Source organism: Agromyces sp. NDB4Y10 (assembly GCF_001620055.1).
Lineage (GTDB): Bacteria > Actinomycetota > Actinomycetes > Actinomycetales > Microbacteriaceae > Agromyces > Agromyces indicus.
The window spans coordinates 26,052-47,715 of sequence record NZ_LQGY01000039.1; the positions used below are offsets into that span (position 1 = coordinate 26,052).

Here is a 21,664-nt window from a genome sequence, read left to right on the forward strand (position 1 = left end):
CCTTCGCGCGTGGTGGTGCCGTGCGGACTAGAAGTCCATGCCGCCCGTCGGGTCGGCGGGAGCCGCAGCAGCCTTCTCGGGCTTGTCGGCGACGACGGCCTCGGTGGTGAGGAAGAGGCCGGCGATCGACGCGGCGTTCTGCAGCGCCGAGCGGGTGACCTTCGCCGGGTCGATGATGCCCTGCGCGATGAGGTCGCCGTACTCGCCGGTCGCGGCGTTGAGGCCGTGACCCGCGGGGAGCTCGGAGACCTTGTTCGCGACGACGCCCGGCTCGAGGCCGGCGTTGAGGGCGATCTGCTTGAGCGGCGCCTCGATGGCCACGCGCACGATGTTCGCGCCCGTCGCCTCGTCGCCCTCGAGCGTGAGGGTCTCGAACGCCTTGGCACCGGCCTGGATGAGGGCGACGCCACCACCGGCGACGATGCCCTCCTCGACGGCGGCCTTCGCGTTGCGGACGGCGTCCTCGATGCGGTGCTTGCGCTCCTTGAGCTCGACCTCGGTGGCCGCGCCCGCCTTGATGACGGCGACGCCGCCGGCGAGCTTGGCGAGGCGCTCCTGGAGCTTCTCGCGGTCGTAGTCCGAGTCGGTGTTCTCGATCTCCGAACGGATCTGGGCGACGCGGCCCGCGATCTGGTCGGGGTCGCCCGCGCCCTCGACGATGGTGGTCTCGTCCTTGGTGATGACGACCTTGCGCGCCTGGCCGAGCAGGTCGAGCGTCGCGTTCTCGAGCTTGAGGCCGACCTCCTCGGAGATGACCTGGCCGCCGGTGAGGATCGCGATGTCCTGGAGCTGGGCCTTGCGGCGGTCGCCGAAGCCCGGCGCCTTGACGGCGACCGACTTGAAGATGCCGCGGATCTTGTTCACGACGAGCGTGGCCAGGGCCTCGCCGTCGACGTCCTCGGCGATGATCAGGAGCTGCTTGCCCGACTGGATCACCTTGTCGACGATCGGGAGCAGGTCCTTGATGTTCGAGATCTTCTGGTTGGCGATGAGGATGTACGGGTCCTCGAAGACCGCCTCCTGGCGCTCGGGGTCCGTGACGAAGTACGCCGACAGGTAGCCCTTGTCGAAGCGCATGCCCTCGGTGAGCTCGAGCTCGGTGCCGAAGGTGTTCGACTCCTCGACGGTGACGACGCCCTCCTTGCCGACCTTGTCGATCGCCTCGGCGATGATCTCGCCGATCTGGGGGTCGGCGGCCGAGATGGACGCGGTCGCGGCGATCTCGTCCTTGGTCTCGACCTCCTTCGCCGTCGCGAGCAGCTGCTCGGAGACGGCCGTGACGGCCTTCTCGATGCCGCGCTTCAGCGAGATGGGGTCGGCGCCGGCGGCGACGTTGCGGAGGCCCTCGCGCACGAGCGCCTGGGCGAGCACGACCGACGTGGTGGTGCCGTCGCCGGCGACGTCGTCGGTCTTCTTCGCGACCTCCTTGACCAGCTCGGCGCCGATCTTCTCGTACGGGTCGTCGAGCTCGATCTCCTTGGCGATCGACACGCCGTCGTTGGTGATGGTGGGGGCGCCCCACTTCTTCTCGAGGACGACGTTGCGGCCGCGCGGGCCGAGGGTCACCTTGACCGCGTCGGCGAGCTGGTTGAGCCCGCGCTCGAGACCGCGGCGGGCCTCCTCATCGAAAGCAATGATCTTTGCCATGTGTGTCTCTCGTCCCTTCCGGACGTTCAAAGATTCCAAGGGTTAGCACTCAAAACGAGTGAGTGCTAAAGCGATTCTGGCACTCACCCGGCCCGAGTGCAAGCGAGCGACGGATGCCGCATCCCCGGGGAACGCGGAAGCGCCGCCGGGCGAGCCGACGGCGCTTCGACGCTGAGGGGATCAGGCGGGGCGGACCGCCTCGGCCTGGGGGCCCTTGGAGCCTGAGCCGACCTCGAAGGTCACCTGCTGGCCCTCTTCGAGCACCTTGTAGCCCGCCATGTCGATCGCGGAGTAGTGGACGAAGACGTCCTGACCGCCCCCGTCGACGGTGATGAATCCGTAGCCCTTTTCAGCGTTGAACCACTTCACGGTTCCGTTCGCCATGCGTTGCTCCCATGTTGCCGAGTTTCCGAGTCAGCACGTGCCTTCGCCTGTACCGGGCCGTCGACGTGCCGACACGGCGCCGGGGCCCCGGCACCGGATGCTCCACACGCGATCGAGCGGCCGAATCCAGATAGTCACAGCGCGCGCGCCCGGCACAAGGGTTCCGCGGCCCCGAATGGTCGCAGAATGGCAACGATTCGGTCACCGTCAGCGGCCGGACGCCTCCACGTAGTCCGCCCCGAGCACCACGACGAGCTGCATGCCGGTCGCCCCGTACTCCTCCGAGAGCCGGACGTCGCCGACGGGCAGCAGCCCCAGCACTCCGCGGGCCGCGCCCTCGAGCTCCGGCGCCGCGTAGTACACGACGGTGGTCTCGATGTCGGACGTGTCGGCGTTCGAGGTGATGCCCACCGTGAGCCCGCTCGCCGTCAGCGTCTCGCCGACGCTCGCCGCCAGGCCCGAGGTGCCCGTACCGTTCAGCACCGCGACCGGGACGTCGGGCGCCAGGGTCGGCGGCGCCGTCGCCACCGGAGTCTGCGTGGGGACCGGCTGCCCCCCGCCGAAGTCGAGCCGGTCGTTGTAGACGCTCACCGCGGCGATGCCCGCACCGGCCAGCACGACCGTCGCGAGGGCGGCCCAGCCGAACGCGATCCACCGGGCGCCACGGCGGGCGGGGGCACGGTGCGCGCCGACGCGCTCGATACCGTGCGGGATCGAATCGAACCGGTCTCGGGGGAACTTCTGCGTCATGGATCCTGCCGGGGTCGTGGTCGGCCCGTCTCGATCGCCGCGCCGGTGGGGATGGCGCGTTCGGCCCGCGCCGCCGCCCGCGCCGCGCGCTGCCGCTGCAGGCGCTTCACGAGCATGGGATCGTGCCGCAGGGCGGCGGGGTCGTCGACGAGTTCGGCGAGCAACCGGTAGTACCGGGCCGGCGAGAGATCCAGCTCGTCGCGGATCGCATCGGCCTTCCGCGCCGGGTCGCGCCACGCGCGCGCCTCGAAGGCGAGGATGCGCCGACGTCGCTCGTCCAGTCCGTCCGTGCTCCGGTGCGTGGTCGCGGAGTCGGGGTCGGGCCTGCCTGCGGCGTCCATCGCACCTCCTCGTCGGTCTCGGTCGGCGGTCGCCCGCTCGTCTGACGACATCCTAGAGAGCGGATGCCGCGCACCCGCCGCACTCGGGCGGAGCGCCGTCACGGAACACGCGTCGAGCGTCATGCGTTGCACCGCACGTCGCCGGAACTGCGACGATGGGATGACCGCACACGACGAGGAGACCGCATGCCGTACGAGGTGGAGAAGTCCGAGGAGCAGTGGCGAGAGGAGCTCGGCGACGAGCGCTACGCCGTGCTCCGCGGCGCCGGGACCGAGCGCGCGTGGACCGGCGAGCTGCTCGACGAGGAACGCGCCGGCGTCTACGCGTGCGGCGCCTGCGGCGCCGAGCTGTTCAAGAGCGGCACGAAGTTCGACTCCGGATGCGGCTGGCCGAGCTTCTACGAGTCGGTCCGGCCCGAGGCGGTCGAGCTCCTCGAGGACACCTCGCTCGGCATGGTGCGCACCGAGGTCCGCTGCGCGCGCTGCGGCTCGCACCTCGGCCACGTCTTCCCCGACGGCTTCGGCACGCCCACCGGCGACCGGTACTGCATGAACTCGATCGCCCTCGACTTCACGCCCGAGTCCTGAGCGTGGCATCCGTGCGCGAGGCGGCGCTCGCCCGCCGGTCGTGGCCCGAGGTGACGGATGCCGCACCCGGCGACGACGAGCTCCGCGACCTGCTCGAAGCGGCCGGTCGGGTCGCCGACCACGCGTCGCTCGCCCCGTGGCGCGTGATCGCCGTGCGCGGCGACGCCCGCGCCCGCGTGGGCCGGTCGCTCGCGGCCGCCGCCGGCGCCGAGGGAGCCGCGGCCGAGAAGCTCGCGGCGAAGCCCCTGCGCGCCCCGCTCCTGCTCGCGGTCGTCGCCTGCACGAGGCCGCATCCGAAGGTCCCCGAGTGGGAGCAGGACGCCGCGGCGGCCGGGGTCGCCCACCTGCTCTCGCTCCTGCTCGACGAGGCCGGGTGGGGCGTGATGTGGCGGACGGGGCCGCTCACGCGGCATCCGCTCGTCGCCGACGCGCACCACCTCGCACCGGGCGAGCACCTGCTGGGGTGGCTCTACGTCGGCGGCCGGCCGGAACGCGTCCGCCCGGAGCGGCGAGTCGGCCCCGACGTGGCGCAGCGGTTCAGCTCGTTGGCCTGACCGCCGCGGTCGACCCGGTGACCGACTCGGGCTCCGGCGGCGCCGCGTGCTTCGCGCGCCCCCAGCGGATGCTCGCCAGCGCGACCGCGACGAGCGCCAGCACCGTGCCGCCGACCGTGGCCAGCCCGACGGGGCGGCCGGTGGCCGGCAGGAGCAGGTCGAGCGCGAGCGCCGCCGTGAGCTGCCCGGCCACGAGCCCCAGCGCGAGCAGCAGCACCCCCACCCGGCGCACCAGCACCGCCTGCGCGGCGATGAACACGCAGCCGATCGCGCCGCCCGTGTAGAGCCACCAGTCGGCGGGCATGCGATCGGGCCAGCCGACGGATGCCGCATGCACGAGCATCACGCCGACGAGCACCGCCGTGCCCACCGCGAAGTTGGCGACGGTCGCGGCGAGCGCGCTCGCCGATGCGGTGCGGACCCGCCCGTTCATCGCCTGCTGCCAGGAGGCGCCGATGCCGGCCGTGAACGGCAGGAGCATGACCCACAGCGGGACCGACGCGGACACCTGCGCGGAGACCGCCCACCCCACCGCCGCGAGCGCGAGCACGGCGCCCGCGACGCGCGCGACCGACAGGGGCCGGCGCCCCCCGGGACCGATGCCGATCACGTCGAACACGACCCCGCCGAGCGTCTGTCCGGCGACGATCCCGATCGTGAACAGGGCGACGCCGAGGACGCCGACGGCGATGCCCTGGGTCGCGACGAACCAGGCGCCCGCGACGCCGCCGAGCAGCATCCACCACGGCACCGCGCCGGCGCGGAACGCGACGCCGAGGCGGACGAGCCCGCGGCGCCCTCCGGGCCACGCCGCCGCGAGCACCAGGAGGAGCACGAGGCCGGACCCGAACGAGATCACCGCAGCGACGGAGTAGTCGTCGAGGGCGCGCGCCAGCTGCCCGTTCACCCGGGACTGCAGCGCCACGAGGCCGCCGGACACCACGGTGAGGGCGATGGCGACCCACATCGGCACCCGCGAATCGGCCGCGTGCGCGTGCGGGGGCGAGTGGTGCGGATGACTCGCCGCGCCGCCCGCTGCGGGCTGCGACGACGGGGCGGGTGTGCTCGACATGGAGCCGGCTACGGGACTCGAACCCGTAACCACCGCTTTACAAGAGCGGTGCGCTACCAATTGCGCCAAGCCGGCGTGACTCCCCCACATCCTACCGATCGCGCGGCGCGAGCGGACGACGACGGCCCGGCCCCGCGAGGGGACCGGGCCGTCGGCACGACCGGGGGCGGCGCTCAGCCGGCGGGGGTCGGGGTGGGCGTCGGCGTCGGCGTGCCGTTGGACTCCGAGTAGCTCTGGCCGGCCGCCTGCAGCACGAAGGCGCGGAACTCGGCCGGGTCCTCGAGCGAGCCGACGTACTGCTTGCCGTTCACCAGCACCGTCGGCGTGCCCTTGACCGACTCGAGCTCGGAGTTCGGGATCGGCTGGGTCAGCGCCCGGTTGGTGGCATCCTCGACCCAGCTCTTGAACCGCGTCTCGTCGATGCACTCGTCGACCGACGAGGACGCGCCGGCCTCGGCGGCGAGCGCCTTGATCTCCTCATTCGAGAGGCCCGCCGAGAGCTCCTCCGGCTGGTTCTCGAACATGAGCGCGTTGAAGTCGAAGAACGCCTCGGGCGACCGGTCGGCCACGCACGCCGCGGCGTTGGCGGCGCGGAGCGAGTACTGGGTGCCGGCGGACTTGTTCGTGAGGATGGCGATCGGGTGCACCTCGAGCGTCGCGGCGCCCTGCTCGACCATCGTGCGCATCGACTCGGAGTTCGTCTGCTCGAACTGGCCGCAGTAGGGGCAGAGGTAGTCGACGTAGACGACGATGTTCGCGACCGTGCCGCTGTCGTCGGGCTCGCTCGGCGTCGGCTCGCCGTTCGCGGGGATCGCGCGGGTCGAGACCGGCTCGATGCCGCTCTCGCCGCCGACGAGCAGGATGCCGTCGCTGGCCATGTTCTGCGGGCCGGGACCCTCGGGACGGACGCTGTTGAAGATCATCGTGCCGATGAGCGCCGCGATGGCGAGCACCACGACGATGACGCCGCCCTGGATCAGGAACTTCTTGCGGCGGTCCTTCCGCCGCTGCTCCTCGCGCAGCAGGCGGGCCTTCTCACGGGCCGCCTCGCGTCGCTCGTTGCGGCTGGGGCGCGGCTGGATGGATCCAGTGCTCATCGATGGTCAACTCCGGGTCAGCTGTGGGGGCGCGCGGGAATGCAGGCGCACGCACCGATGAGTGTAGGAGCGGACACTGTGAATCGCCCAAACGGCGCCCGAGCGGCGGCTGGTCGCGGCATCCGCGGATCCCGGTCGCACGCTGCGGCCACCGACGCGGATGCGGCGATGCGGAGCTCGCGTGACATACTGAGGGAGCGTCGACACCGAGGTCGGCGTTTCCATTCACTACGGATCGTCCGGCACGTACCTGCCGGTGAAGGAGAACAGAACCATGGCGTCAGTCACGTTCGACAAGGCCACCCGCCTCTATCCCGGTGGCACCCGTCCCGCCGTCGACCAGCTCGACCTCGAGATCGAAGACGGGGAGTTCCTCGTCCTGGTCGGCCCCTCCGGCTGCGGCAAGTCCACGTCGCTCCGCATGCTCGCGGGCCTCGAAGAGGTCAACGACGGCAACATCTTCATCGGCGACCGGAACGTCACCGACGTGCCGCCGAAGGACCGTGACATCGCGATGGTCTTCCAGAACTACGCGCTGTACCCGCACATGACCGTCGCCGAGAACATGGGCTTCGCGCTCAAGATCGCCGGCATCGGCAAGGAGGAACGGGCCGCGCGCGTCCTCGAGGCCGCCAAGCTGCTCGACCTCGAGCCGTACCTGAACCGCAAGCCGAAGGCGCTCTCGGGCGGCCAGCGCCAGCGCGTCGCCATGGGCCGCGCGATCGTGCGCCAGCCGCAGGTGTTCCTCATGGACGAGCCGCTGTCGAACCTCGACGCCAAGCTCCGCGTCCAGACGCGCACCCAGATCGCCTCGCTCCAGCGCCGCCTCGGCGTCACCACGGTCTACGTCACGCACGACCAGACCGAGGCCCTCACCATGGGCGACCGCATCGCCGTGCTGAAGGACGGCGTCCTCCAGCAGGTCGGCACCCCGCGCGAGCTGTACGAGCGGCCGAACAACGTCTTCGTCGCGGGCTTCATCGGCTCGCCGGCGATGAACCTGTTCCACGCCGACGTGGTCGAGGGCGGCATCAAGTTCGGCACCGCGACCATCGACGTCGAGCGCGAGGCGCTCGCGTCGGCGTCCGGCCCCGTCGTCACGGTCGGCGTCCGCCCCGAGGACATCGTCGTGTCGAACACGCAGGGCGAGGGCCTCGAGGTCGTCGTCGACCTCGTCGAGGAGCTCGGCGCCGACGGCTACCTCTACGGCCACTCGACCATCGAGGGCAAGCGCACCGACATCGTCGCGCGCGTCGACGGCCGCGTCCACCCGTTCGCGGGCGACACCGTCTACCTCATGCCGACCCCGAAGCACGTGCACGTGTTCGACGCCGAGTCGGGTGCGCGCCTGCTGCAGGCGCCGGTCGCGAGCTGACGCACCGCACCATGCGACCGCGATGCCGGTCGGGCTCCGGCCCGGCCGGCATCGTCGTTCCCGGGTACGCTTGGGCCTGATGAGCGGCACACTCTCGATCACGTCGGCGATGACCGACCCCGCCCTGCTCGACCTCCCGTGGGACCTCCCGCTCGAGGCGTGGCCGAGCGAGACCATCGCGGCGCTCCCGAAGGGCATCTCGCGACACCTGGTCCGCTTCGCGCACCTCAGCGGCCACGTCGTGGCCATCAAGGAGACCACGGCCGAGATGGCCAAGGGCGAGTACGAGATGCTGCGCACCCTGCAGCGGCTCGAGATCCCCTGCGTCGAGCCCGTCGCGGTCATCACGAACCGAACGGATGCCGACGGCGAGGAGCTCGCGCCAGTGCTCGTCACCCGGCACCTGCGCTTCTCGCTGCCGTACCGGGCGCTGTTCTCGCAGACCCTCCGCCCCGACACCGCGACCCGCCTCGTCGACGCGCTCGCGGTCCTCCTCGTGCGACTGCACATCGTCGGGTTCTTCTGGGGCGACGTGTCGCTGTCGAACACGCTGTTCCGTCGCGACGCCGGAGCGTTCGCCGCGTACCTCGTCGACGCCGAGACGGGCAAGCTCTACGAGGGCGGCCTGTCGAACGGCCAGCGCGAGAACGACCTCGAGATCGCGCGAGTGAACATCGCCGGTGAACTGCTCGACCTCGAGGCGGGCGGCCGCGTCGCCGACGAGCTCGATCCGGTCAACATCTCGAACGGCATCGTCGACGCCTACCGCAGCCTCTGGACCGAGCTGACCGGCTCCGAGTCGTTCGGGCTCGCCGAACGGTGGCGCATCAACGAACGCGTCAACCGCCTCAACGAGCTCGGGTTCGACATCGAGGAACTCGCCATCCGCACCGACGAGTCCGGAACCACGCTGCGCATCCAGCCGAAGGTCGTCGATGCGGGCCACCACCAGCGTCGGCTGCTCCGCCTCACGGGGCTCGACGCGGGCGAGAACCAGGCCAGGCGCCTGCTGAACGACCTCGACTCGTACCGCGCCGCGTACAACAAGCAGGACCAGGACGAGGAGATGGTCGCGCACGAGTGGCAGATGCGCGTGTTCGAGCCCGTCGTCCGTGCCGTCCCGCAGGAGCTCCGCGGCAAGCTCGAGCCCGCCGAGGTGTTCCACGAGCTGCTCGAGCACCGGTGGTACATGGCGCAGCAGCAGGGTCACGACATCCCGCTGGCCGAGGCGCTCACCGCCTACATCAACGATGTGCTGCGGCACCGTCGCGACGAGGCCACGGTGATCGGTCCGCCGACCGAGGCGATCACGACCGCGCTGCCGGCCGTCGGCCCGGACACCGCCGAACTGGCCGTGCACGATCCCGACGACGAGGGCGACTGGCGCCTCAAGGTCTGATTCCCCCGGTGGTCGAGTAGGACGCGGCGGAGCCGTGCCCGTACCGACACCCGGTGTCGAGTAGGACGCGGCGGAGCTGCGCCCGTCGCCAGCCCCGGTGGTCGAGTAGGACGCGGCGGAGCCGCGCCCGTACCGAGACCACGTGTGCACAGTCCCGGCGGCCGTACGCCCGCCTGCGCCAGACTCGCCCACATGGCATACATGTACATGCTTCGGTGCGCCGACGGCACGACCTACGTGGGAAGCACGGTCGACCTCGAGCGCCGCATCGCCCAGCACCAGGCGGGGGAAGGTGCCGAGTACACGCGACGACGACGTCCCGTGGAACTCATCCACGTCGAGGAGTACGCACGCCTCGACGACGCCTTCCGCCGCGAGAAGCAGGTCCAGAACTGGGGTCGGGCGAAGCGGCTCGCGCTCGCTCGCGGGGATCACGAGACCCTGGCTTCGGCGAGCAGGAAGCGCTGGACGTGAGTCTCGGTACGGGCGCTTCGCGTCCTACTCGACCACCGGGTCTCGATACGGGCGCTTCGCGTCCTACTCGACCACCGGGTCTCGGTACGGGCGCTTCGCGTCCTACTCGACCACCGGGGGCTACTCGGCGCGCAGCTTCGCGATCTCGTAGAGCGTGACGGATGCCGCGATGCCGGCGTTCAGCGACTCGGTGGCCGCCGAGATCGGGATCGACACGATCGCGTCGCACGTCTCGGTGACCAACCGCGACAGCCCCTTGCCCTCGGACCCGACGACGACCACGATCGGCCGGTCGGCGAAGTCGAGGCCGGGCAGCGACACATCGCCGTCCCCGTCGAGACCGAGCACGAACACGCCGCGCTCCTTCAGCGCCTTGAGGGTCTGCGTCAGGTTGGGCGCCATCGCCACGGGGACCCGTGCCGCCGCGCCGGCGGAGGTCTTCCATGCCGCGGCCGTCACGCCGACCGACCGGCGCTGCGGCACGATCACGCCCTGCCCGCCGAACGCGGCCGTCGAGCGGATGATGGCACCGAGGTTGCGCGGGTCGGTGACGCCGTCGAGCGCCACGAGCAGCGGCGTCTCGTCGTCGGCGAGCACCTCGTCGAGCAGGTCGATCGGGTGCGCGTACTCGTACGGCGGCACCTTGAGTGCGAGGCCCTGGTGCACCCCGCCCTCGCCCGCGAGCCGGTCGAGCTCGGGCCGCATGACCTCGAGGATCGGGATGCCGCGGTTGGTCGCGATCTTCACGGCCTCCTTCACGCGGTCGTCCATCTCGATGCGTGCGGCGACGTAGAGCGTGGTGGCGGGGATGCGGGTGCGCAGCGCCTCCACGACGGCGTTGCGGCCGGTCACGATCTCCGACTCGTCACCCGACTTCGACCGGCGGGCGGCACCCGACGCGCCACGAGGTGCGCCGGCGCGCTGCGGCGTGCGGCCGCCCGACTTCTCCGCGGCGCGCTCGGCTGCGGCCTTGCGCTTGTAGGCCTTGTGGTACGGCCGGTCCTCGGCCTTGGGGGTCGGGCCCTTGCCTTCGAGCGCCTTGCGGCTGTGGCCGCCGGTCCCGACCTTCTGGCCCTTGCCCTTCTTGCGCACGGCTCCCGCGCGAGGCTTTCCGCTGCTGCCCTTCATGAGGTGAGGCTCCAATGCGTTCCGGTCTGGCTGTCTTCGATGGTGATGCCGGCGCCCGCGAGTTCGGCGCGGATGCGGTCGGCGGTGGCCCAGTCCTTCGCGTCGCGCGCTGCGCGACGGTCGTCGATGAGCCGGGTGACGAGGGCGTCGAGCGCGGATGCCGCAGGTCCGGCGTCCGTCGCCCAGGCCGGGTCGGCCGGGTCGATGCCGAGCACGCGCACCATGGCGTGCACCTGCCCGCGACGCTCGGCGGCGACCGGAAGGTCCTCGTCGTCGAGGGCCTGGTTGCCGGCCCGGACGGTCTCGTGCAGCACGGCGAGCGCCTGCGGCACGCCGAGGTCGTCGTCCATGGCCTCGGCGAAGGCGGCCGGCCACGTGGCATCCGTGCCGGTCTCGGCGTGGCGCGTGCCGGCGAGCCGGCGGTCGACGCGGGCGAGGAAGGTGCGGATGCGGTCGACGGCGGCCTCGGCCTCGGCGAGGGCCTCGGGCGAGTAGTCGAGGGTCGATCGATAGTGCGCCTGGCCGAGGTAGTACCGCACGGCGAGCGGGGAGGCGAGCTCGAGCAGTTCGTCGGCGTAGACGGAGTTGCCGAGCGACTTCGACATCTTCTGGCCGCCGACGTTCACGAGGCCGTTGTGCACCCAGTACCGGGCGAAGCGCTGGCCGTCGGCGCCGGACTGCGCGAGCTCGTTCTCGTGGTGCGGGAACCGCAGGTCGAGCCCGCCGCCGTGGATGTCGAACTCGGTGCCGAGGTAGCGCGCCGCCATCGCCGAGCACTCGATGTGCCAGCCCGGGCGCCCGTGTCCCCACGGCGCGTCCCATGCGGCCGAGGCGGGCTCGGTGTCCTTGCGGCCCTTCCAGAGCGCGAAGTCGCGCGGGTCGCGCTTGCCGCGCGGGTCGGCGTCGGCCGCCGCCTCCATGTGGTCGCGGGACTGCCTGGTGAGCTCGCCGTAGGCCGGCCATGTGGCCGTGTCGAAGTACACGTCGCCCGACCCGTCGGCCGCGACGTAGGCGTGCCCGGCCTCGATGAGGCGCGCGATGAGCTCCTGCATCTGCTGCACGCTCGCCGTGGCGCGCGGCTCGTACGTGGGCGGGAGGATGCCGAGCGCGTTGTAGGCGGCGGTGAACTCGAGCTCGACTCGATAGGCGAGCGACCACCACTGGTCGCCGATGCCCTCGTCGGCCGCGGCGTTCAGGATCTTGTCGTCGATGTCGGTGACGTTGCGGATGAAGGTGACCCGGTCGCCCCGCGCCGTGAACCACCGGCGCATGAGGTCGTAGACGAGCGCGCTCCGCAGGTGCCCGATGTGCGGGCTCGACTGCACGGTCGGGCCGCAGACGTACATGCCGACGTGTCCCTCGGTGAGGGGCACGAAGTCACGCAGGGCCTGGGCCTTCGAGTCGTAGAGTCGCACGGTCACCCCGCAAGCCTACCGGCGGGCCCGCTGCGAGACCGATGCGACGGATGCCGCGGCTCAGGCGGGCACGACGAGCGCCGTGGCGATCGCGGCCACGCCCTCGCCGCGGCCGGTGAAGCCGAGGCCGTCGGTCGTCGTCGCGGCGACGCTCACGGGTGCGCCGAGAATGCCGGACAAGAGCGCCTCCGCCTCCGCGCGGCGGGGCGCGAGCTTCGGGCGGTTGCCGACGACCTGCACCGAGACGTTGCCGACCCGGAAGCCGGCGTCGGCCAGGCGCCGCACGGTCTCGGCGAGGAACACCTCGCCGTGCGCGCCCGAGAAGCGCGGGTCGGCCGTGCCGAACGTGCCGCCGATGTCGCCGAGGCCGGCGGCGGCCAGCAGCGCATCGCAGACGGCGTGCGCGACGGCGTCGCCGTCCGAGTGACCGGAGAGCCCTCGCTCCCCCGGCCACTCGAGGCCGGCGAGCCACAGCGGCGTGTCGGCGTCGTCGGCGAACGCGTGCACGTCGATGCCCGTCCCGACGCGGGGCAGCGCGACGGATGCCGCGGGGTCGGCGGCCGCGGCGGGTGCGACGTCGGCGGCGGCATCCGCTCTGGCGCGCTCGGCCACGAGCTGCTCGGCCCGGTGCAGGTCGGCCGGGACCGTGATCTTGAAGGCCCGCGCGTCACCCGGGACGATGTCGATCGGCATGCCGACGGACTCGACGAGGGCCGCGTCGTCGGTGTGCTCGCCGTGCGCCCGCGAGTAGGCGTGCTCGAGCGCGGACCGCGGGAATCCCTGGGGCGTCTGCATCGCGGCGAGCTCCGATCGGTCGACGGTCGCGACGACCCGGCCCCGCGCGTCCACCCGCTTGATGGTGTCGATCACCGGCAGGCCGGGCACGACGCCGTGGCCCCGCGCCCGGACGGCCGCGGCGACCTCGTCGAACACGATCGACGGCGTGAGGGGCCGCGCCGCGTCGTGCACGAGCACGGTCTCGATGACGTGCGGCAGTGCGGCGATGCCGCGCGAGACCGACTTCTGGCGGGTCTCGCCGCCGGCGACGACGTCGAAGGCGACGGATGCCGCTCCGGCCCGGGACGTGACGATGGCCCGAGCCTCCTCGACGCGCTCGTCGGGCGCGACGACGACCAGGTACGGGGGGTCGCTCATGCCGAGCACGGCATCCAACGCGACACCGAGGACCGTGTCGTCGCCGAGCGGCACGAACGCCTTCGGCTCGGGGCGACCCAGGCGCGTGCCGCTGCCCGCGGCGACGACGATGACGGCGACGGTCGAATCGTTCACGCGTCGAGCGTATCGCCGCCCGGACGACGATCGCCGCCCTGCGCTGGTGCGCGGGCGGCGATCGTACGGGAGCCGGGCTCGGGCTAGGAGGCGAGGACCTCGTCGAGGACGGTCGACGCCTGCTCCTCGTCGGTCTTCTCGGCCAGCGCGAGCTCCGAGATCAGGATCTGTCGAGCCTTCGCCAGCATCCGCTTCTCGCCCGCGGACAGGCCGCGGTCCTGGTCGCGGCGCCACAGGTCGCGCACGACTTCGGAGACCTTGATCACGTCGCCGGAGGCGAGCTTCTCGAGGTTCGCCTTGTAGCGGCGCGACCAGTTGGTCGGCTCTTCGGTGAAGGGCGCTCGAAGCACCTCGAAGACCTTGTCGAGGCCTTCCTTGCCGATCACGTCACGAACGCCGACCAGGTCGACGTTCTCGGCGGGAACCTCGATGACGAGGTCGCCCTGCGTGACGTTCAGCTTGAGGTAGAGCTTCTCTTCGCCCTTGATGATGCGTTTCTTGACTTCGACGATCGTCGCGGCTCCGTGGTGCGGGTAGACAACGGTCTCGCCAACCTCAAACAGCATGAATAGACGTCCTTTCGGCAACTTTCAGGATATCACACCGAGGTAGTGCTAGGGTTCCGCCTCCACGCCCGAAGCCCCCTGCGCCCGTAGGCTAGACTCATCGAAGTCCCCTGCGCGCGGTTGCCTGCATCCGCGCGCACGCATGTCTCGTTGGAGGTTCTGTGAAGGCGCGTCTCGCGGCATCCGCTGCCCTGGCTCTCGGCATCGCCATCGGCGGAACCGGCTGCGGCATGATCACCTACCAGGCGACCACGGAGCGGTACGACCCCAGCGACGGCGTCTCGGCCGAGGTCGGTTCGCTCGCGGTGCGCAACATCCTCATCATCAGCGAGGACGGCGACGAGGGCAGCATGATCCTCTCCGTCTCGAACTCCGGCTCGGAGGACGCGACGCTCGAGCTCCAGGTCGGCAGCGAGACCGTCGAGGTCGACGTCGACGCCGGCCAGACCGTCGCCCCCGGCGCCGGCGACGAGGAGCCCCTGCTCATCGAGGGCCTCGACGCCGAGGTCGGCGGGCTCGTCCCCGTGTTCGTCACCACCGACGGCGCCGAGGGCCGCGAGATCTCCGTGCCCGTCCTCGACGGCCGCCTCCCCGAGTACGCCGACCTGGTGCCGTAACCCGGCCCACCACGACCGATCGAGCGGATGCCGCAGCGCGAGCGCGCGGCATCCGCTTCGTCGTCTCAGGCCTCGAACCGGTAGCCCAGACCCCGGACGGTGACCAGCTGCACCGGCTCCGAGGGCGTGACCTCGATCTTCGAGCGGATGCGCTTGATGTGCACGTCGAGCGTCTTGGTGTCGCCGAAGTAGTCGCTTCCCCAGACACGGTCGATGAGCTGGCCGCGCGTGAGCACGCGACCGGCGTTGCGCATGAGCAGCTCGAGCAGCTCGAACTCCTTCAGCGGCATCGCCACCGTCTCGCCGTCGACCTCGACGGTGTGGCGGTCCACGTCCATCCGGACGCGGCCGCCCGTGATGATCGCGTCGTCGAGGTCCTCCGGCTCGATCCGTCGACGCAGCACCGCCCGGATGCGAGCGAGCAGCTCGCGGGTCGAGTACGGCTTCGTGACGTAGTCGTCGGCGCCCAGCTCGAGGCCGACGACGATGTCGACCTCGGAGTCCTTCGCGGTCAGCATGATGATGGGCACCTGCGAGCGCTGGCGGATCTCGCGGCAGACCTCGGTCCCGGGCAGCCCGGGCAGCATGAGGTCGAGCAGCACCAGGTCGGCTCCCGCGCGGTCGAAGGCCGCGACGGCCGCCGGCCCGTCGGCGGCGACCTCCACCTCGTAGCCCTCGCGCTCGAGCAGGAAGCTCAACGGTTCGCTCAGCGCGATCTCGTCCTCGACGAGCAGGATGCGGGTCACGTGCGGTCTCCTCGGGAAGGGGCTGCGGCCGGCAGGGCCGCGGCGATGCGATCGGGGGTCTCGGACGATTCGCCGCGCCCCGCGCTGGCGGGTGCGGCCCCGTCGCCCTGACCGTCGACGACGGTCTCGGCGGCGGTGTCCTCGGGCTCGGGCGGGGATACGGGCGGCTCGGCGAGCGGCAGTCGGATGGTGAAGGTCGAGCCGCGCCCCGGCTGCGACCACACTCGGACGTCGCCGCCGTGGTTCTGCACCGTGTGCTTGACGATGCTGAGGCCGAGGCCCGACCCGCCCGTGTTGCGGGAGCGGGCCTGGTCGACCCGGTAGAACCGCTCGAACACGCGGTCCTGGTCCTCGGGGGCGATGCCGATGCCCTGGTCGGCCACGGCGATCTCCACCGCATCGTCGTCGACGGTGACGCCGACGCCCACGCGCCCGCCCTCGCTCGAGTACGCGAGCGCGTTCGCGATGAGGTTGTGCACCGCGACGACCATGAGCGCCTCGTCGCCGTAGACCTTCGCCTTCGACTTCGCGCGGAGCCGGACCTCGATGCCCTTGGCCGCGGCGACGACCCGGTTCTGGTCGACGGCGGCGGCGACGATGCGGTCGACGTCCAGCAGCTCGTCGCGGCGCAGGGCATCGCGGGCCTGCAGGCGGGACAGCTCGATCACCTCGCTCGTGATGTGCCCGAGGCGCGTCGACTCGACCGCGAGGCGATCGGCGAAGCGCCGCACCCGTTCCGGCTCGTCGGCGGCCTGGTCCAGCGCCTCGGCGAGCAGGCTCACCGAGGCGATCGGGGTCTTGAGCTCGTGGCTGATGTTCGCGATGAAGTCGCGACGCACCTCGTCGAGTCGTCGGGCCTCGGTCCGGTCGTCGGCGAGGAGCAGGACGAAGCGCGTGCCGAGCCGGGCGACCCGCACGTCGACCTGCATGGTGGCATCGCTGAACGGACCGCGCGCGAGCACGAGCTCGGTCGCCACGGGCTCGCCCGTGCGGCGGACGGCGGCGACGAGGTCGATGAGCTCCTGGTGGGCGAGCATCTGGTTGCGCACCAGGCCCATCGCGAGCGCGCCCGGCGAGGCGCGGAGCACGTTGTTCGACGGGTCGAGCACGACGCCCGCCGACTCGAGCACGTCGAGCACCTGGTCGACGCCGTCGGGGATCGTGGGCGCGACGACGCGCGCAGCGCTCTGCCCACGCCGTTCGGCGATGTGCAGCACGACGGTGAAGCCGGCCCCGATGAGCACGCCGAACGCGAGCGCGGCGAGCACGGACCAGGTGGAGTCCATGGGACCAACGATAACCACCGCCCGGGCCCGTCACGTCCGGGATGCCGGTGGACGAGGGTAGGTTAGGGAGTGTTCAGGAACGCGGCACCTGCCGTTCACCTGCACCGGGGAGGATGTCGCGGGTCGGCCGGCTGCCGGCTGCTCGCGCGTGCCCGACGCGCGAGCCGAGACCGAAGGGGTCGAATTACATGCGTGAGGTGTTCCAGCAGGAACTGCGAGAGGTCCAGGACGGCCTGGTCGAGATCGCGACGCTCGTCGCCGAGGCCATCGAGAAGGCCACGCGCGCCTTCAACGAGTCGAACGTGAGCCTCGCCGAGGAGGTCATCGCCGACGACCACCTCATCGACCAGCGAGCCCAGGCGCTCGACGAGCTCGCCATCACGATCCTCGCCCGCCAGCAGCCCGTCGCGCGCGACCTCCGCATCGTCGTGAGCGCGCTGCGCATCTCTGCGTCGCTCGAGCGCATGGGCGATATGGCGACGCACATCTCGCAGCTCGCGCGCTACCGCTTCCCCGACAAGGTCGTGCCGAAGAGCCTGCGCCCCACGTTCGCCGAGATGGGCACGCTCGACGTCGAGATCGCGCGGCGACTCGTCGAGCTGCTCCGCAACGAGGACGTCCGCCTCGCCGAGGAGATCCGCAACGAGGACGACAAGGTCGACGCCCTCCACCTCTCGGTGTTCGACAAGGTCCTCGGCGAGACCTGGAAGGGCGAGGCGGTCGACACGGTCGACGCGACGCTCGCCAGCCGGTACCACGAGCGGTTCGCCGACCACGCGGTGTCCATCGCCAAGAAGGTCCAGTACCTCGCCACGGGCGACTGGGTGCCGGACCCCGTCTGACCACCACGCGCCGCGAGGCGCGACGGCGAAGGGCCGAGCGGATGCGACATCCGCTCGGCCCTTCGCTCGTGTCGGGGCGTCGACCCTACTTCTTGCCCTGCGCGGCCACCGCCGCGGCGCCGGCCGCCGCCGCCTCGGGGTCGAGGTACTCGGCGGGCTTGGTCGGCATGAAGTCGTCGCCGAGCTCGTAGACCAGCGGGATGCCCGTGGGGATGTTCAGCTCGGCGATGTCGGCGTCGGAGATGCCGTCGAGGTGCTTCACGAGCGCCCGCAGCGAGTTGCCGTGCGCGGTCACGAGGACCGTCTTGCCGTCCTTCAGGTCGGGGATGATGTCGGTCTCCCAGTACGGGAGCATGCGCGCGATGACGTCCTTCAGGCACTCGGTGCGCGGCATCTCGTCGTCGGAGAGGCTCGCGTAGCGGGGGTCGCCGACCTGCGACCACTCGCCGTCGTCGTCGATGGGCGGCGGCGGGGTGTCGAACGAGCGACGCCACAGCATGAACTGGTCCTGGCCGTACTTCTCGAGGGTCTCGGCCTTGTCGAGGCCCTGCAGCGCACCGTAGTGGCGCTCGTTGAGGCGCCACGACCGGCGGACGTCGATCCAGAGCCGGTCGGCCTCCTCGAGGGCGAGGTTCGCGGTCTGGATGGCGCGCGTGAGCACCGAGGTGTGCAGCACGTCGGGCAGCACGCCCTTCTCGACGAGCAGCTCGCCGGCGCGGCGGGCCTCGGCGCTGCCGAGTTCACTGAGCCGCACGTCGACCCAGCCGGTGAACAGGTTCTTCTGGTTCCAGTCGCTCTGGCCGTGGCGCAGCAGCACGAGGGTGTAGACCATGCGCCCCAGCCTACCGGCGCGGCATGGCGCCCCCATTCCCGCGGTCGCGGCGTGACGGATGCCGCGCAGCGGAGCGGTACGCCCTTGGCGCGCCTGCGAGACTGGGAGCATGCCGGTCGGATCCATCACGCGGGGGACGACGAACACGAACCGCCTCCGCCGCGTCGACCGATGGATCGCCGACCAGCCGGAGTTCCGCCGCGCGGCCGATCCGCTCGTCGTCGACCTCGGCTTCGGTGCGAGCGGCGTCACGGCCTTCGAGCTCGCGACGCGGCTGCGACGCACGCGCCCCGACGTGCGCGTGCTCGGCCTCGAGATCGAGCCCGGGCGCGTGCGCACCGCCGAGGCGCAGCTCGCCGACGTGCGGGCGGGTCGCACCCACTTCGCCGCGGACCTCCCGGTCTCCTTCGGGCTCGGCGGCTTCGAGGTGCCCGTGCGCGGCGGCGGCTCCCCCGCCGTGATCCGAGCGTTCAACGTGCTGCGGCAGTACGACGAGTCCGACGTGACCGGCGCCTGGGCGCGCATGCGCGAACGGCTCGCGCGCGGCGGGCTGCTCGTCGAGGGCACCTGCGACGAGCTCGGCCGCATCGCGGCGTGGGCGGGGGTGACGGATGCCGGCCCGCGCACCTTCACGATCAGCCTGCGCCTGCGCGACCTCGACGCGCCGTCCGTGGTCGCCGAGCGCCTGCCCAAGGCGCTCATCCACCGGAACGTGCCCGGTGAGCGCGTGCACGACCTCCTCGTCGCGCTCGACCGCGGATGGCGGGTCCACGCGCCGCTGTCCGTCTACGGCCCCTCGCAGCGGTGGATCGCGGTGGCGCGCGGACTCCGCGACGAGGGGTGGCCCGTGCTCGGCGGGGTGCGCCGCTGGCGACTCGGCGAGCTCACGCTCGCGTGGGACGCGGTCGCGCCGGGCGCGGCGGCATCCGCTCGCTGAACGGCCGCAGGTCGGATGCCGGTAGCTCCGGGTGCCGGCTCAGGGGCGGACGCCGAGCCGCGGCAGGCGGGGCACGTCGACCGCGGCCCCCGCGCCGGCCGGGACGATCTCGACCTGCGCGGCCGCCACGTCGATGCCATGGCTCTCGACGATGAGCTCGAGCTGCGGGGGCACCGCACGCTTGACCACCGCGAGGGCGATCGGACCGAGTTCGTGGTGCATGGCGGCCGAGGTGATGTGGCCGACGACCCGGCGCTCGGGCTCCTCACCGGGCGCGGGCTCGGGCCTGACCTTGACGCCGACGACCTCGTCGCCGGCCTTCGGCAGGACGGTGTCGCTGCCGTCGAGGTGCAGCATCACGAGCCGACGCGGCGGGCGGCCGAGGTTCACGACCTTCGCCACCGTCTCCTGGCCGCGGTAGCAGCCCTTGTGCAGGTCGACCGCGCTGCGGAGCCAGTCGAGCTCGTGCGGCAGGGTCTTCTCGTCGACCTCGGTCGCGAACCGGGGACGCCACGCGGCGACGCGCAGCGCCTCGAGCGCGAGCACCCCGGCCGGTTCGGCGGCCCCCGACCGGACAGCCGCGGCGAGGCCCGCGAGCGACGCGCGCGGCACGATCACCTCGACGTACCGCCAGAACGCGCCGGGATGCGCCGGGTCGACGCTGTAGCGGTGCCCGCCCGGGAGCTCGAGGCGCCAGGGATCGGTCCAGCGCAGCGCGCCGTCGGGCAGGTCGAGCGGGAACCCGTCGCCCTCGGGCATCGCACCGACGACCGCGACCTCGGCGGAGACGTCGGCGACCTCGACGCGGAGCATGAAGCGCATGCGGTCGAGCCACGACGCCAGCGCGGGCGCGTCGTCGCGCTCGGCGACGAGCCAGGTTCGCTCGCCGTCGTCGACGACGTGCACGGCGTGCTCGACGTGGCCGGCGGCGTCGAGGAAGAGCGCCTCGGCCGATTCGCCCGGGCGGAGGTGGTCGAGCCGCTGGCTCGCCATCGAGTTCAGCCAGGAGAGACGGTCGGGGCCGGTGACGGTCACGACGCCGCGGTGCGAGAGATCGACGACCGCTCGCCCCTGCTCGAGTCGGCGCTGCTCGACCATGGGATTGCCGTAGTGACCCGCGACGCCCTCATCCACGCCCTCGGCGGGCACGGCACCGGGGAGCGCGAGGAACGGGGAGCCGGTCATCAGTCGACCTTCGCCAGCCGCGCCGAGGCGTGCGTACGGAGGTCCTGCCCGAGGGCGGCGATGTCCCAGGCCCAGAGCAGGTGGTTCTCGACGAGGCCGTACAGGCGTGTGGCGGCCGCGTACTCCTTCGCGCCGGCGGCGCGCATCACCGCGTCGGTCGCGAGGTCGATGCGCGGGCCCTTGACCTGCCCGAGGTACAGCTCGCTGACCCCGCCGGGATGCACGACCGAGACCTCGAGGTCGAACCCGCCGGCGGCGTTGCGCAGCGTCTCGACGGCCTCGGCGTCGGGGAACCGGGAGGGTCCGGTCGCGGGCAGGAGCGCGGGGCCGGGGTCGCCCTCGCCGAGCGGCCGGGCGAGCCGCCAGTATCCGGTCTCCGCGGCGATCGGCGTGGGCTCCGCACCCTCGTCACCCGGGAAGAGCCACGTGGACGAGGTGTAGTTGAGGTACGGCAGGCCGTCGTGGCTGAAGCTCACGCGCTGCCCGAACTCGTGCGTGACCGACTCGTCGCCGACCTTGTAGTCGATGACGCCGGAACCCTCCCACACCCCGATGAGCCAGGAGAGCGGAACGAGCTCCGGGGGGAGGTCGACCGGGAGTTCGATCACGGCCTAGCGCTGCCCCTTGAAGAGCCGGAAGACGACCACGCCGCTCACCCAGGCGATGGCGAGGCTCGCGAGCCCGAGCAGGCCGATGAAGAAGAGTTCGAGGGCGAGCAGCGAATCCATGCAGCGAGTCTACCCGCTGCTCAGAGCACGACCGGCAGCAGCGCGAGCGCGGCCACGGCGACGACCACGACGGCGCCCGCGATCGAGGCGCTCACCCGTCCGACGAATCCGTGCGGCTCCCGCGAGGCGAGCTGCAGGGCCATCGACGCGATGACGGATGCCGCGAGCACCATGCCGAGCGCCACGTAGACCGCCCCCGGCGCGTCGTCGCCGAACCACACGCGGCGTCCGGAGTACGCGGCGGCGACCACGAGCACCGAGCCCACCGCGGCGAGCGCCCACACGACGGGGATCGCCCACCGCCCCCATGCCGACGCCGGCGCCGATGCCGGGGCCGGCGGTGCCGTGTGACCGTGTGCGTCGCCCATGCCGTCCCTCGTTCCGTGGCGCCCCTTCGGGCGTCCCGTAGTA

At 72.0% G+C, this 21,664-nt stretch carries 24 protein-coding genes and 1 tRNA gene; 8 read left to right on the top strand and 17 right to left on the bottom strand.

What is annotated here, in order from left to right:
* Positions 1–27 precede the first annotated feature (27 nt).
* The 4 genes from groL to AVP42_RS10230 all read right to left on the bottom strand — a co-directional run bounded on the left by groL (position 28) and on the right by AVP42_RS10230 (position 3,122).
* A complete protein-coding gene (gene groL / locus AVP42_RS10215) occupies positions 28–1,647 on the bottom strand; it encodes a chaperonin GroEL (protein ID WP_067948688.1) in 1,620 nt (539 codons plus the stop codon).
* Positions 1,648–1,827: 180 nt separating this feature from the next.
* Complete coding sequence (locus AVP42_RS10220) at positions 1,828–2,031, bottom strand: cold-shock protein (RefSeq protein ID WP_067948690.1); 204 nt, start codon at positions 2,029–2,031, stop codon at positions 1,828–1,830.
* A gap of 207 nt (positions 2,032–2,238) precedes the next feature.
* Complete coding sequence (locus tag AVP42_RS10225; RefSeq protein WP_067948692.1) at positions 2,239–2,781, bottom strand: LytR C-terminal domain-containing protein; 543 nt, start codon at positions 2,779–2,781, stop codon at positions 2,239–2,241.
* Positions 2,778–3,122 carry a DUF3263 domain-containing protein gene (locus AVP42_RS10230; RefSeq protein WP_067948694.1) on the bottom strand — a complete coding sequence of 115 codons (345 nt, stop codon included), beginning with the start codon at positions 3,120–3,122 and terminating at the stop codon, positions 2,778–2,780. Before AVP42_RS10230 ends, AVP42_RS10225 begins: the two co-directional genes overlap by 4 nt.
* Positions 3,123–3,308: 186 nt before the next feature.
* Here AVP42_RS10230 and msrB point away from each other — a divergent pair, with 186 nt between their 5' ends.
* Together msrB and AVP42_RS10240 are read left to right on the top strand one after the other, a co-directional pair.
* Positions 3,309–3,710 (top strand): peptide-methionine (R)-S-oxide reductase MsrB, encoded by a 402-nt coding sequence (msrB, locus tag AVP42_RS10235; RefSeq protein ID WP_067948696.1) that lies wholly within the window; start codon positions 3,309–3,311, stop codon positions 3,708–3,710.
* 2 nt (positions 3,711–3,712) lie between these two features.
* On the top strand, positions 3,713–4,264 hold the full coding sequence (locus tag AVP42_RS10240) for a nitroreductase family protein (RefSeq protein ID WP_067948698.1): 552 nt from the start codon (positions 3,713–3,715) through the stop codon (positions 4,262–4,264).
* On the opposite strand, the gene AVP42_RS10245 is transcribed toward AVP42_RS10240, so the two are convergent.
* The 3 genes from AVP42_RS10245 to AVP42_RS10255 form a co-directional block, all read right to left on the bottom strand.
* A complete protein-coding gene (locus AVP42_RS10245) occupies positions 4,248–5,336 on the bottom strand; it encodes a DMT family transporter (protein ID WP_082847160.1) in 1,089 nt (362 codons plus the stop codon). The genes AVP42_RS10240 and AVP42_RS10245 overlap by 17 nt on opposite strands.
* A tRNA-Thr gene (locus AVP42_RS10250) sits at positions 5,336–5,411 on the bottom strand. The genes AVP42_RS10245 and AVP42_RS10250 overlap by 1 nt, the downstream gene beginning before the upstream one ends.
* A gap of 98 nt (positions 5,412–5,509) precedes the next feature.
* The gene (locus AVP42_RS10255; protein WP_067948700.1) at positions 5,510–6,433 is read right to left on the bottom strand and encodes a thioredoxin domain-containing protein; all 924 of its coding nucleotides are present in this window, start codon (positions 6,431–6,433) and stop codon (positions 5,510–5,512) included.
* A 274-nt stretch (positions 6,434–6,707) separates the two neighbouring features.
* Between AVP42_RS10255 and AVP42_RS10260 the strand changes: the two genes are divergently transcribed.
* The 3 genes from AVP42_RS10260 to AVP42_RS10270 all read left to right on the top strand — a co-directional run bounded on the left by AVP42_RS10260 (position 6,708) and on the right by AVP42_RS10270 (position 9,681).
* On the top strand, positions 6,708–7,808 hold the full coding sequence (locus AVP42_RS10260) for an ABC transporter ATP-binding protein (RefSeq protein WP_067948702.1): 1,101 nt from the start codon (positions 6,708–6,710) through the stop codon (positions 7,806–7,808).
* A gap of 79 nt (positions 7,809–7,887) precedes the next feature.
* Positions 7,888–9,207, top strand: coding sequence for a DUF4032 domain-containing protein (locus tag AVP42_RS10265; RefSeq protein ID WP_067948704.1), 1,320 nt, complete (start codon positions 7,888–7,890; stop codon positions 9,205–9,207).
* Between the two features lie 192 nt (positions 9,208–9,399).
* Positions 9,400–9,681, top strand: coding sequence for a GIY-YIG nuclease family protein (locus AVP42_RS10270; protein ID WP_067948706.1), 282 nt, complete (start codon positions 9,400–9,402; stop codon positions 9,679–9,681).
* A gap of 120 nt (positions 9,682–9,801) precedes the next feature.
* Here AVP42_RS10270 and rlmB read toward each other — a convergent pair whose 3' ends face one another.
* The 4 genes from rlmB to AVP42_RS10290 all read right to left on the bottom strand — a co-directional run bounded on the left by rlmB (position 9,802) and on the right by AVP42_RS10290 (position 14,080).
* Entirely contained in the window at positions 9,802–10,809 is a 1,008-nt protein-coding gene (gene rlmB / locus AVP42_RS10275) for a 23S rRNA (guanosine(2251)-2'-O)-methyltransferase RlmB (protein ID WP_067948708.1), read from the bottom strand.
* Positions 10,806–12,230: a cysteine--tRNA ligase gene (gene cysS / locus AVP42_RS10280; RefSeq protein WP_067948710.1), complete on the bottom strand. Its 1,425-nt coding sequence runs from the start codon at positions 12,228–12,230 to the stop codon at positions 10,806–10,808. The genes rlmB and cysS overlap by 4 nt, the downstream gene beginning before the upstream one ends.
* Before the next feature lie 54 nt (positions 12,231–12,284).
* A complete protein-coding gene (locus AVP42_RS10285) occupies positions 12,285–13,514 on the bottom strand; it encodes a bifunctional 2-C-methyl-D-erythritol 4-phosphate cytidylyltransferase/2-C-methyl-D-erythritol 2,4-cyclodiphosphate synthase (protein WP_067948712.1) in 1,230 nt (409 codons plus the stop codon).
* A gap of 83 nt (positions 13,515–13,597) precedes the next feature.
* Positions 13,598–14,080: a CarD family transcriptional regulator gene (locus tag AVP42_RS10290; RefSeq protein ID WP_067948714.1), complete on the bottom strand. Its 483-nt coding sequence runs from the start codon at positions 14,078–14,080 to the stop codon at positions 13,598–13,600.
* 161 nt (positions 14,081–14,241) lie between these two features.
* Here AVP42_RS10290 and AVP42_RS10295 point away from each other — a divergent pair, with 161 nt between their 5' ends.
* Positions 14,242–14,697 (top strand): hypothetical protein, encoded by a 456-nt coding sequence (locus AVP42_RS10295; RefSeq protein ID WP_067948716.1) that lies wholly within the window; start codon positions 14,242–14,244, stop codon positions 14,695–14,697.
* Positions 14,698–14,762: 65 nt separating this feature from the next.
* Here the strand turns inward: AVP42_RS10295 and AVP42_RS10300 are convergent, their stop codons facing one another.
* Positions 14,763–15,443: a response regulator transcription factor gene (locus AVP42_RS10300; RefSeq protein WP_067948718.1), complete on the bottom strand. Its 681-nt coding sequence runs from the start codon at positions 15,441–15,443 to the stop codon at positions 14,763–14,765.
* The gene (locus AVP42_RS10305; RefSeq protein ID WP_082847161.1) at positions 15,440–16,729 is read right to left on the bottom strand and encodes a cell wall metabolism sensor histidine kinase WalK; all 1,290 of its coding nucleotides are present in this window, start codon (positions 16,727–16,729) and stop codon (positions 15,440–15,442) included. Before AVP42_RS10305 ends, AVP42_RS10300 begins: the two co-directional genes overlap by 4 nt.
* 188 nt (positions 16,730–16,917) lie before the next feature.
* Between AVP42_RS10305 and phoU the strand changes: the two genes are divergently transcribed.
* Positions 16,918–17,571, top strand: coding sequence for a phosphate signaling complex protein PhoU (gene phoU / locus AVP42_RS10310; RefSeq protein WP_067948720.1), 654 nt, complete (start codon positions 16,918–16,920; stop codon positions 17,569–17,571).
* An 85-nt stretch (positions 17,572–17,656) separates the two neighbouring features.
* Here the strand turns inward: phoU and AVP42_RS10315 are convergent, their stop codons facing one another.
* Entirely contained in the window at positions 17,657–18,403 is a 747-nt protein-coding gene (locus tag AVP42_RS10315; protein WP_067948722.1) for a phosphoglyceromutase, read from the bottom strand.
* 109 nt (positions 18,404–18,512) lie between these two features.
* Here AVP42_RS10315 and AVP42_RS10320 point away from each other — a divergent pair, with 109 nt between their 5' ends.
* Complete coding sequence (locus AVP42_RS10320; protein WP_067948724.1) at positions 18,513–19,340, top strand: class I SAM-dependent methyltransferase; 828 nt, start codon at positions 18,513–18,515, stop codon at positions 19,338–19,340.
* A gap of 39 nt (positions 19,341–19,379) precedes the next feature.
* On the opposite strand, the gene AVP42_RS10325 is transcribed toward AVP42_RS10320, so the two are convergent.
* From AVP42_RS10325 to AVP42_RS10335, 3 genes are all read right to left on the bottom strand, one after another.
* Positions 19,380–20,525, bottom strand: coding sequence for a folate-binding protein YgfZ (locus tag AVP42_RS10325; protein ID WP_067948726.1), 1,146 nt, complete (start codon positions 20,523–20,525; stop codon positions 19,380–19,382).
* Positions 20,525–21,133 (bottom strand): FABP family protein, encoded by a 609-nt coding sequence (locus AVP42_RS10330; RefSeq protein WP_067948728.1) that lies wholly within the window; start codon positions 21,131–21,133, stop codon positions 20,525–20,527. Before AVP42_RS10330 ends, AVP42_RS10325 begins: the two co-directional genes overlap by 1 nt.
* Before the next feature lie 140 nt (positions 21,134–21,273).
* Entirely contained in the window at positions 21,274–21,621 is a 348-nt protein-coding gene (locus AVP42_RS10335) for a hypothetical protein (RefSeq protein ID WP_067948730.1), read from the bottom strand.
* Positions 21,622–21,664 lie beyond the last annotated feature (43 nt).

Excerpts from the sequence above, each read along its gene's own strand:
- AVP42_RS10225 (WP_067948692.1), bottom strand. The coding sequence starts at position 2,781 with ATGACGCAGAAGTTCCCCCGAGACCGGTTCGATTCGATCCCGCACGGT.
- AVP42_RS10320 (WP_067948724.1), top strand. The coding sequence starts at position 18,513 with ATGCCGGTCGGATCCATCACGCGGGGGACGACGAACACGAACCGCCTC.
- AVP42_RS10315 (WP_067948722.1), bottom strand. The coding sequence starts at position 18,403 with ATGGTCTACACCCTCGTGCTGCTGCGCCACGGCCAGAGCGACTGGAAC.
- msrB (WP_067948696.1), top strand. The coding sequence starts at position 3,309 with ATGCCGTACGAGGTGGAGAAGTCCGAGGAGCAGTGGCGAGAGGAGCTC.
- AVP42_RS10325 (WP_067948726.1), bottom strand. The coding sequence starts at position 20,525 with ATGACCGGCTCCCCGTTCCTCGCGCTCCCCGGTGCCGTGCCCGCCGAG.
- AVP42_RS10270 (WP_067948706.1), top strand. The coding sequence starts at position 9,400 with ATGGCATACATGTACATGCTTCGGTGCGCCGACGGCACGACCTACGTG.
- AVP42_RS10335 (WP_067948730.1), bottom strand. The coding sequence starts at position 21,621 with ATGGGCGACGCACACGGTCACACGGCACCGCCGGCCCCGGCATCGGCG.
- AVP42_RS10305 (WP_082847161.1), bottom strand. The coding sequence starts at position 16,729 with ATGGACTCCACCTGGTCCGTGCTCGCCGCGCTCGCGTTCGGCGTGCTC.
- AVP42_RS10260 (WP_067948702.1), top strand. The coding sequence starts at position 6,708 with ATGGCGTCAGTCACGTTCGACAAGGCCACCCGCCTCTATCCCGGTGGC.
- AVP42_RS10230 (WP_067948694.1), bottom strand. The coding sequence starts at position 3,122 with ATGGACGCCGCAGGCAGGCCCGACCCCGACTCCGCGACCACGCACCGG.
- rlmB (WP_067948708.1), bottom strand. The coding sequence starts at position 10,809 with ATGAAGGGCAGCAGCGGAAAGCCTCGCGCGGGAGCCGTGCGCAAGAAG.
- AVP42_RS10255 (WP_067948700.1), bottom strand. The coding sequence starts at position 6,433 with ATGAGCACTGGATCCATCCAGCCGCGCCCCAGCCGCAACGAGCGACGC.
- phoU (WP_067948720.1), top strand. The coding sequence starts at position 16,918 with ATGCGTGAGGTGTTCCAGCAGGAACTGCGAGAGGTCCAGGACGGCCTG.
- AVP42_RS10265 (WP_067948704.1), top strand. The coding sequence starts at position 7,888 with ATGAGCGGCACACTCTCGATCACGTCGGCGATGACCGACCCCGCCCTG.
- AVP42_RS10220 (WP_067948690.1), bottom strand. The coding sequence starts at position 2,031 with ATGGCGAACGGAACCGTGAAGTGGTTCAACGCTGAAAAGGGCTACGGA.
- AVP42_RS10290 (WP_067948714.1), bottom strand. The coding sequence starts at position 14,080 with ATGCTGTTTGAGGTTGGCGAGACCGTTGTCTACCCGCACCACGGAGCC.
- AVP42_RS10245 (WP_082847160.1), bottom strand. The coding sequence starts at position 5,336 with ATGTCGAGCACACCCGCCCCGTCGTCGCAGCCCGCAGCGGGCGGCGCG.
- groL (WP_067948688.1), bottom strand. The coding sequence starts at position 1,647 with ATGGCAAAGATCATTGCTTTCGATGAGGAGGCCCGCCGCGGTCTCGAG.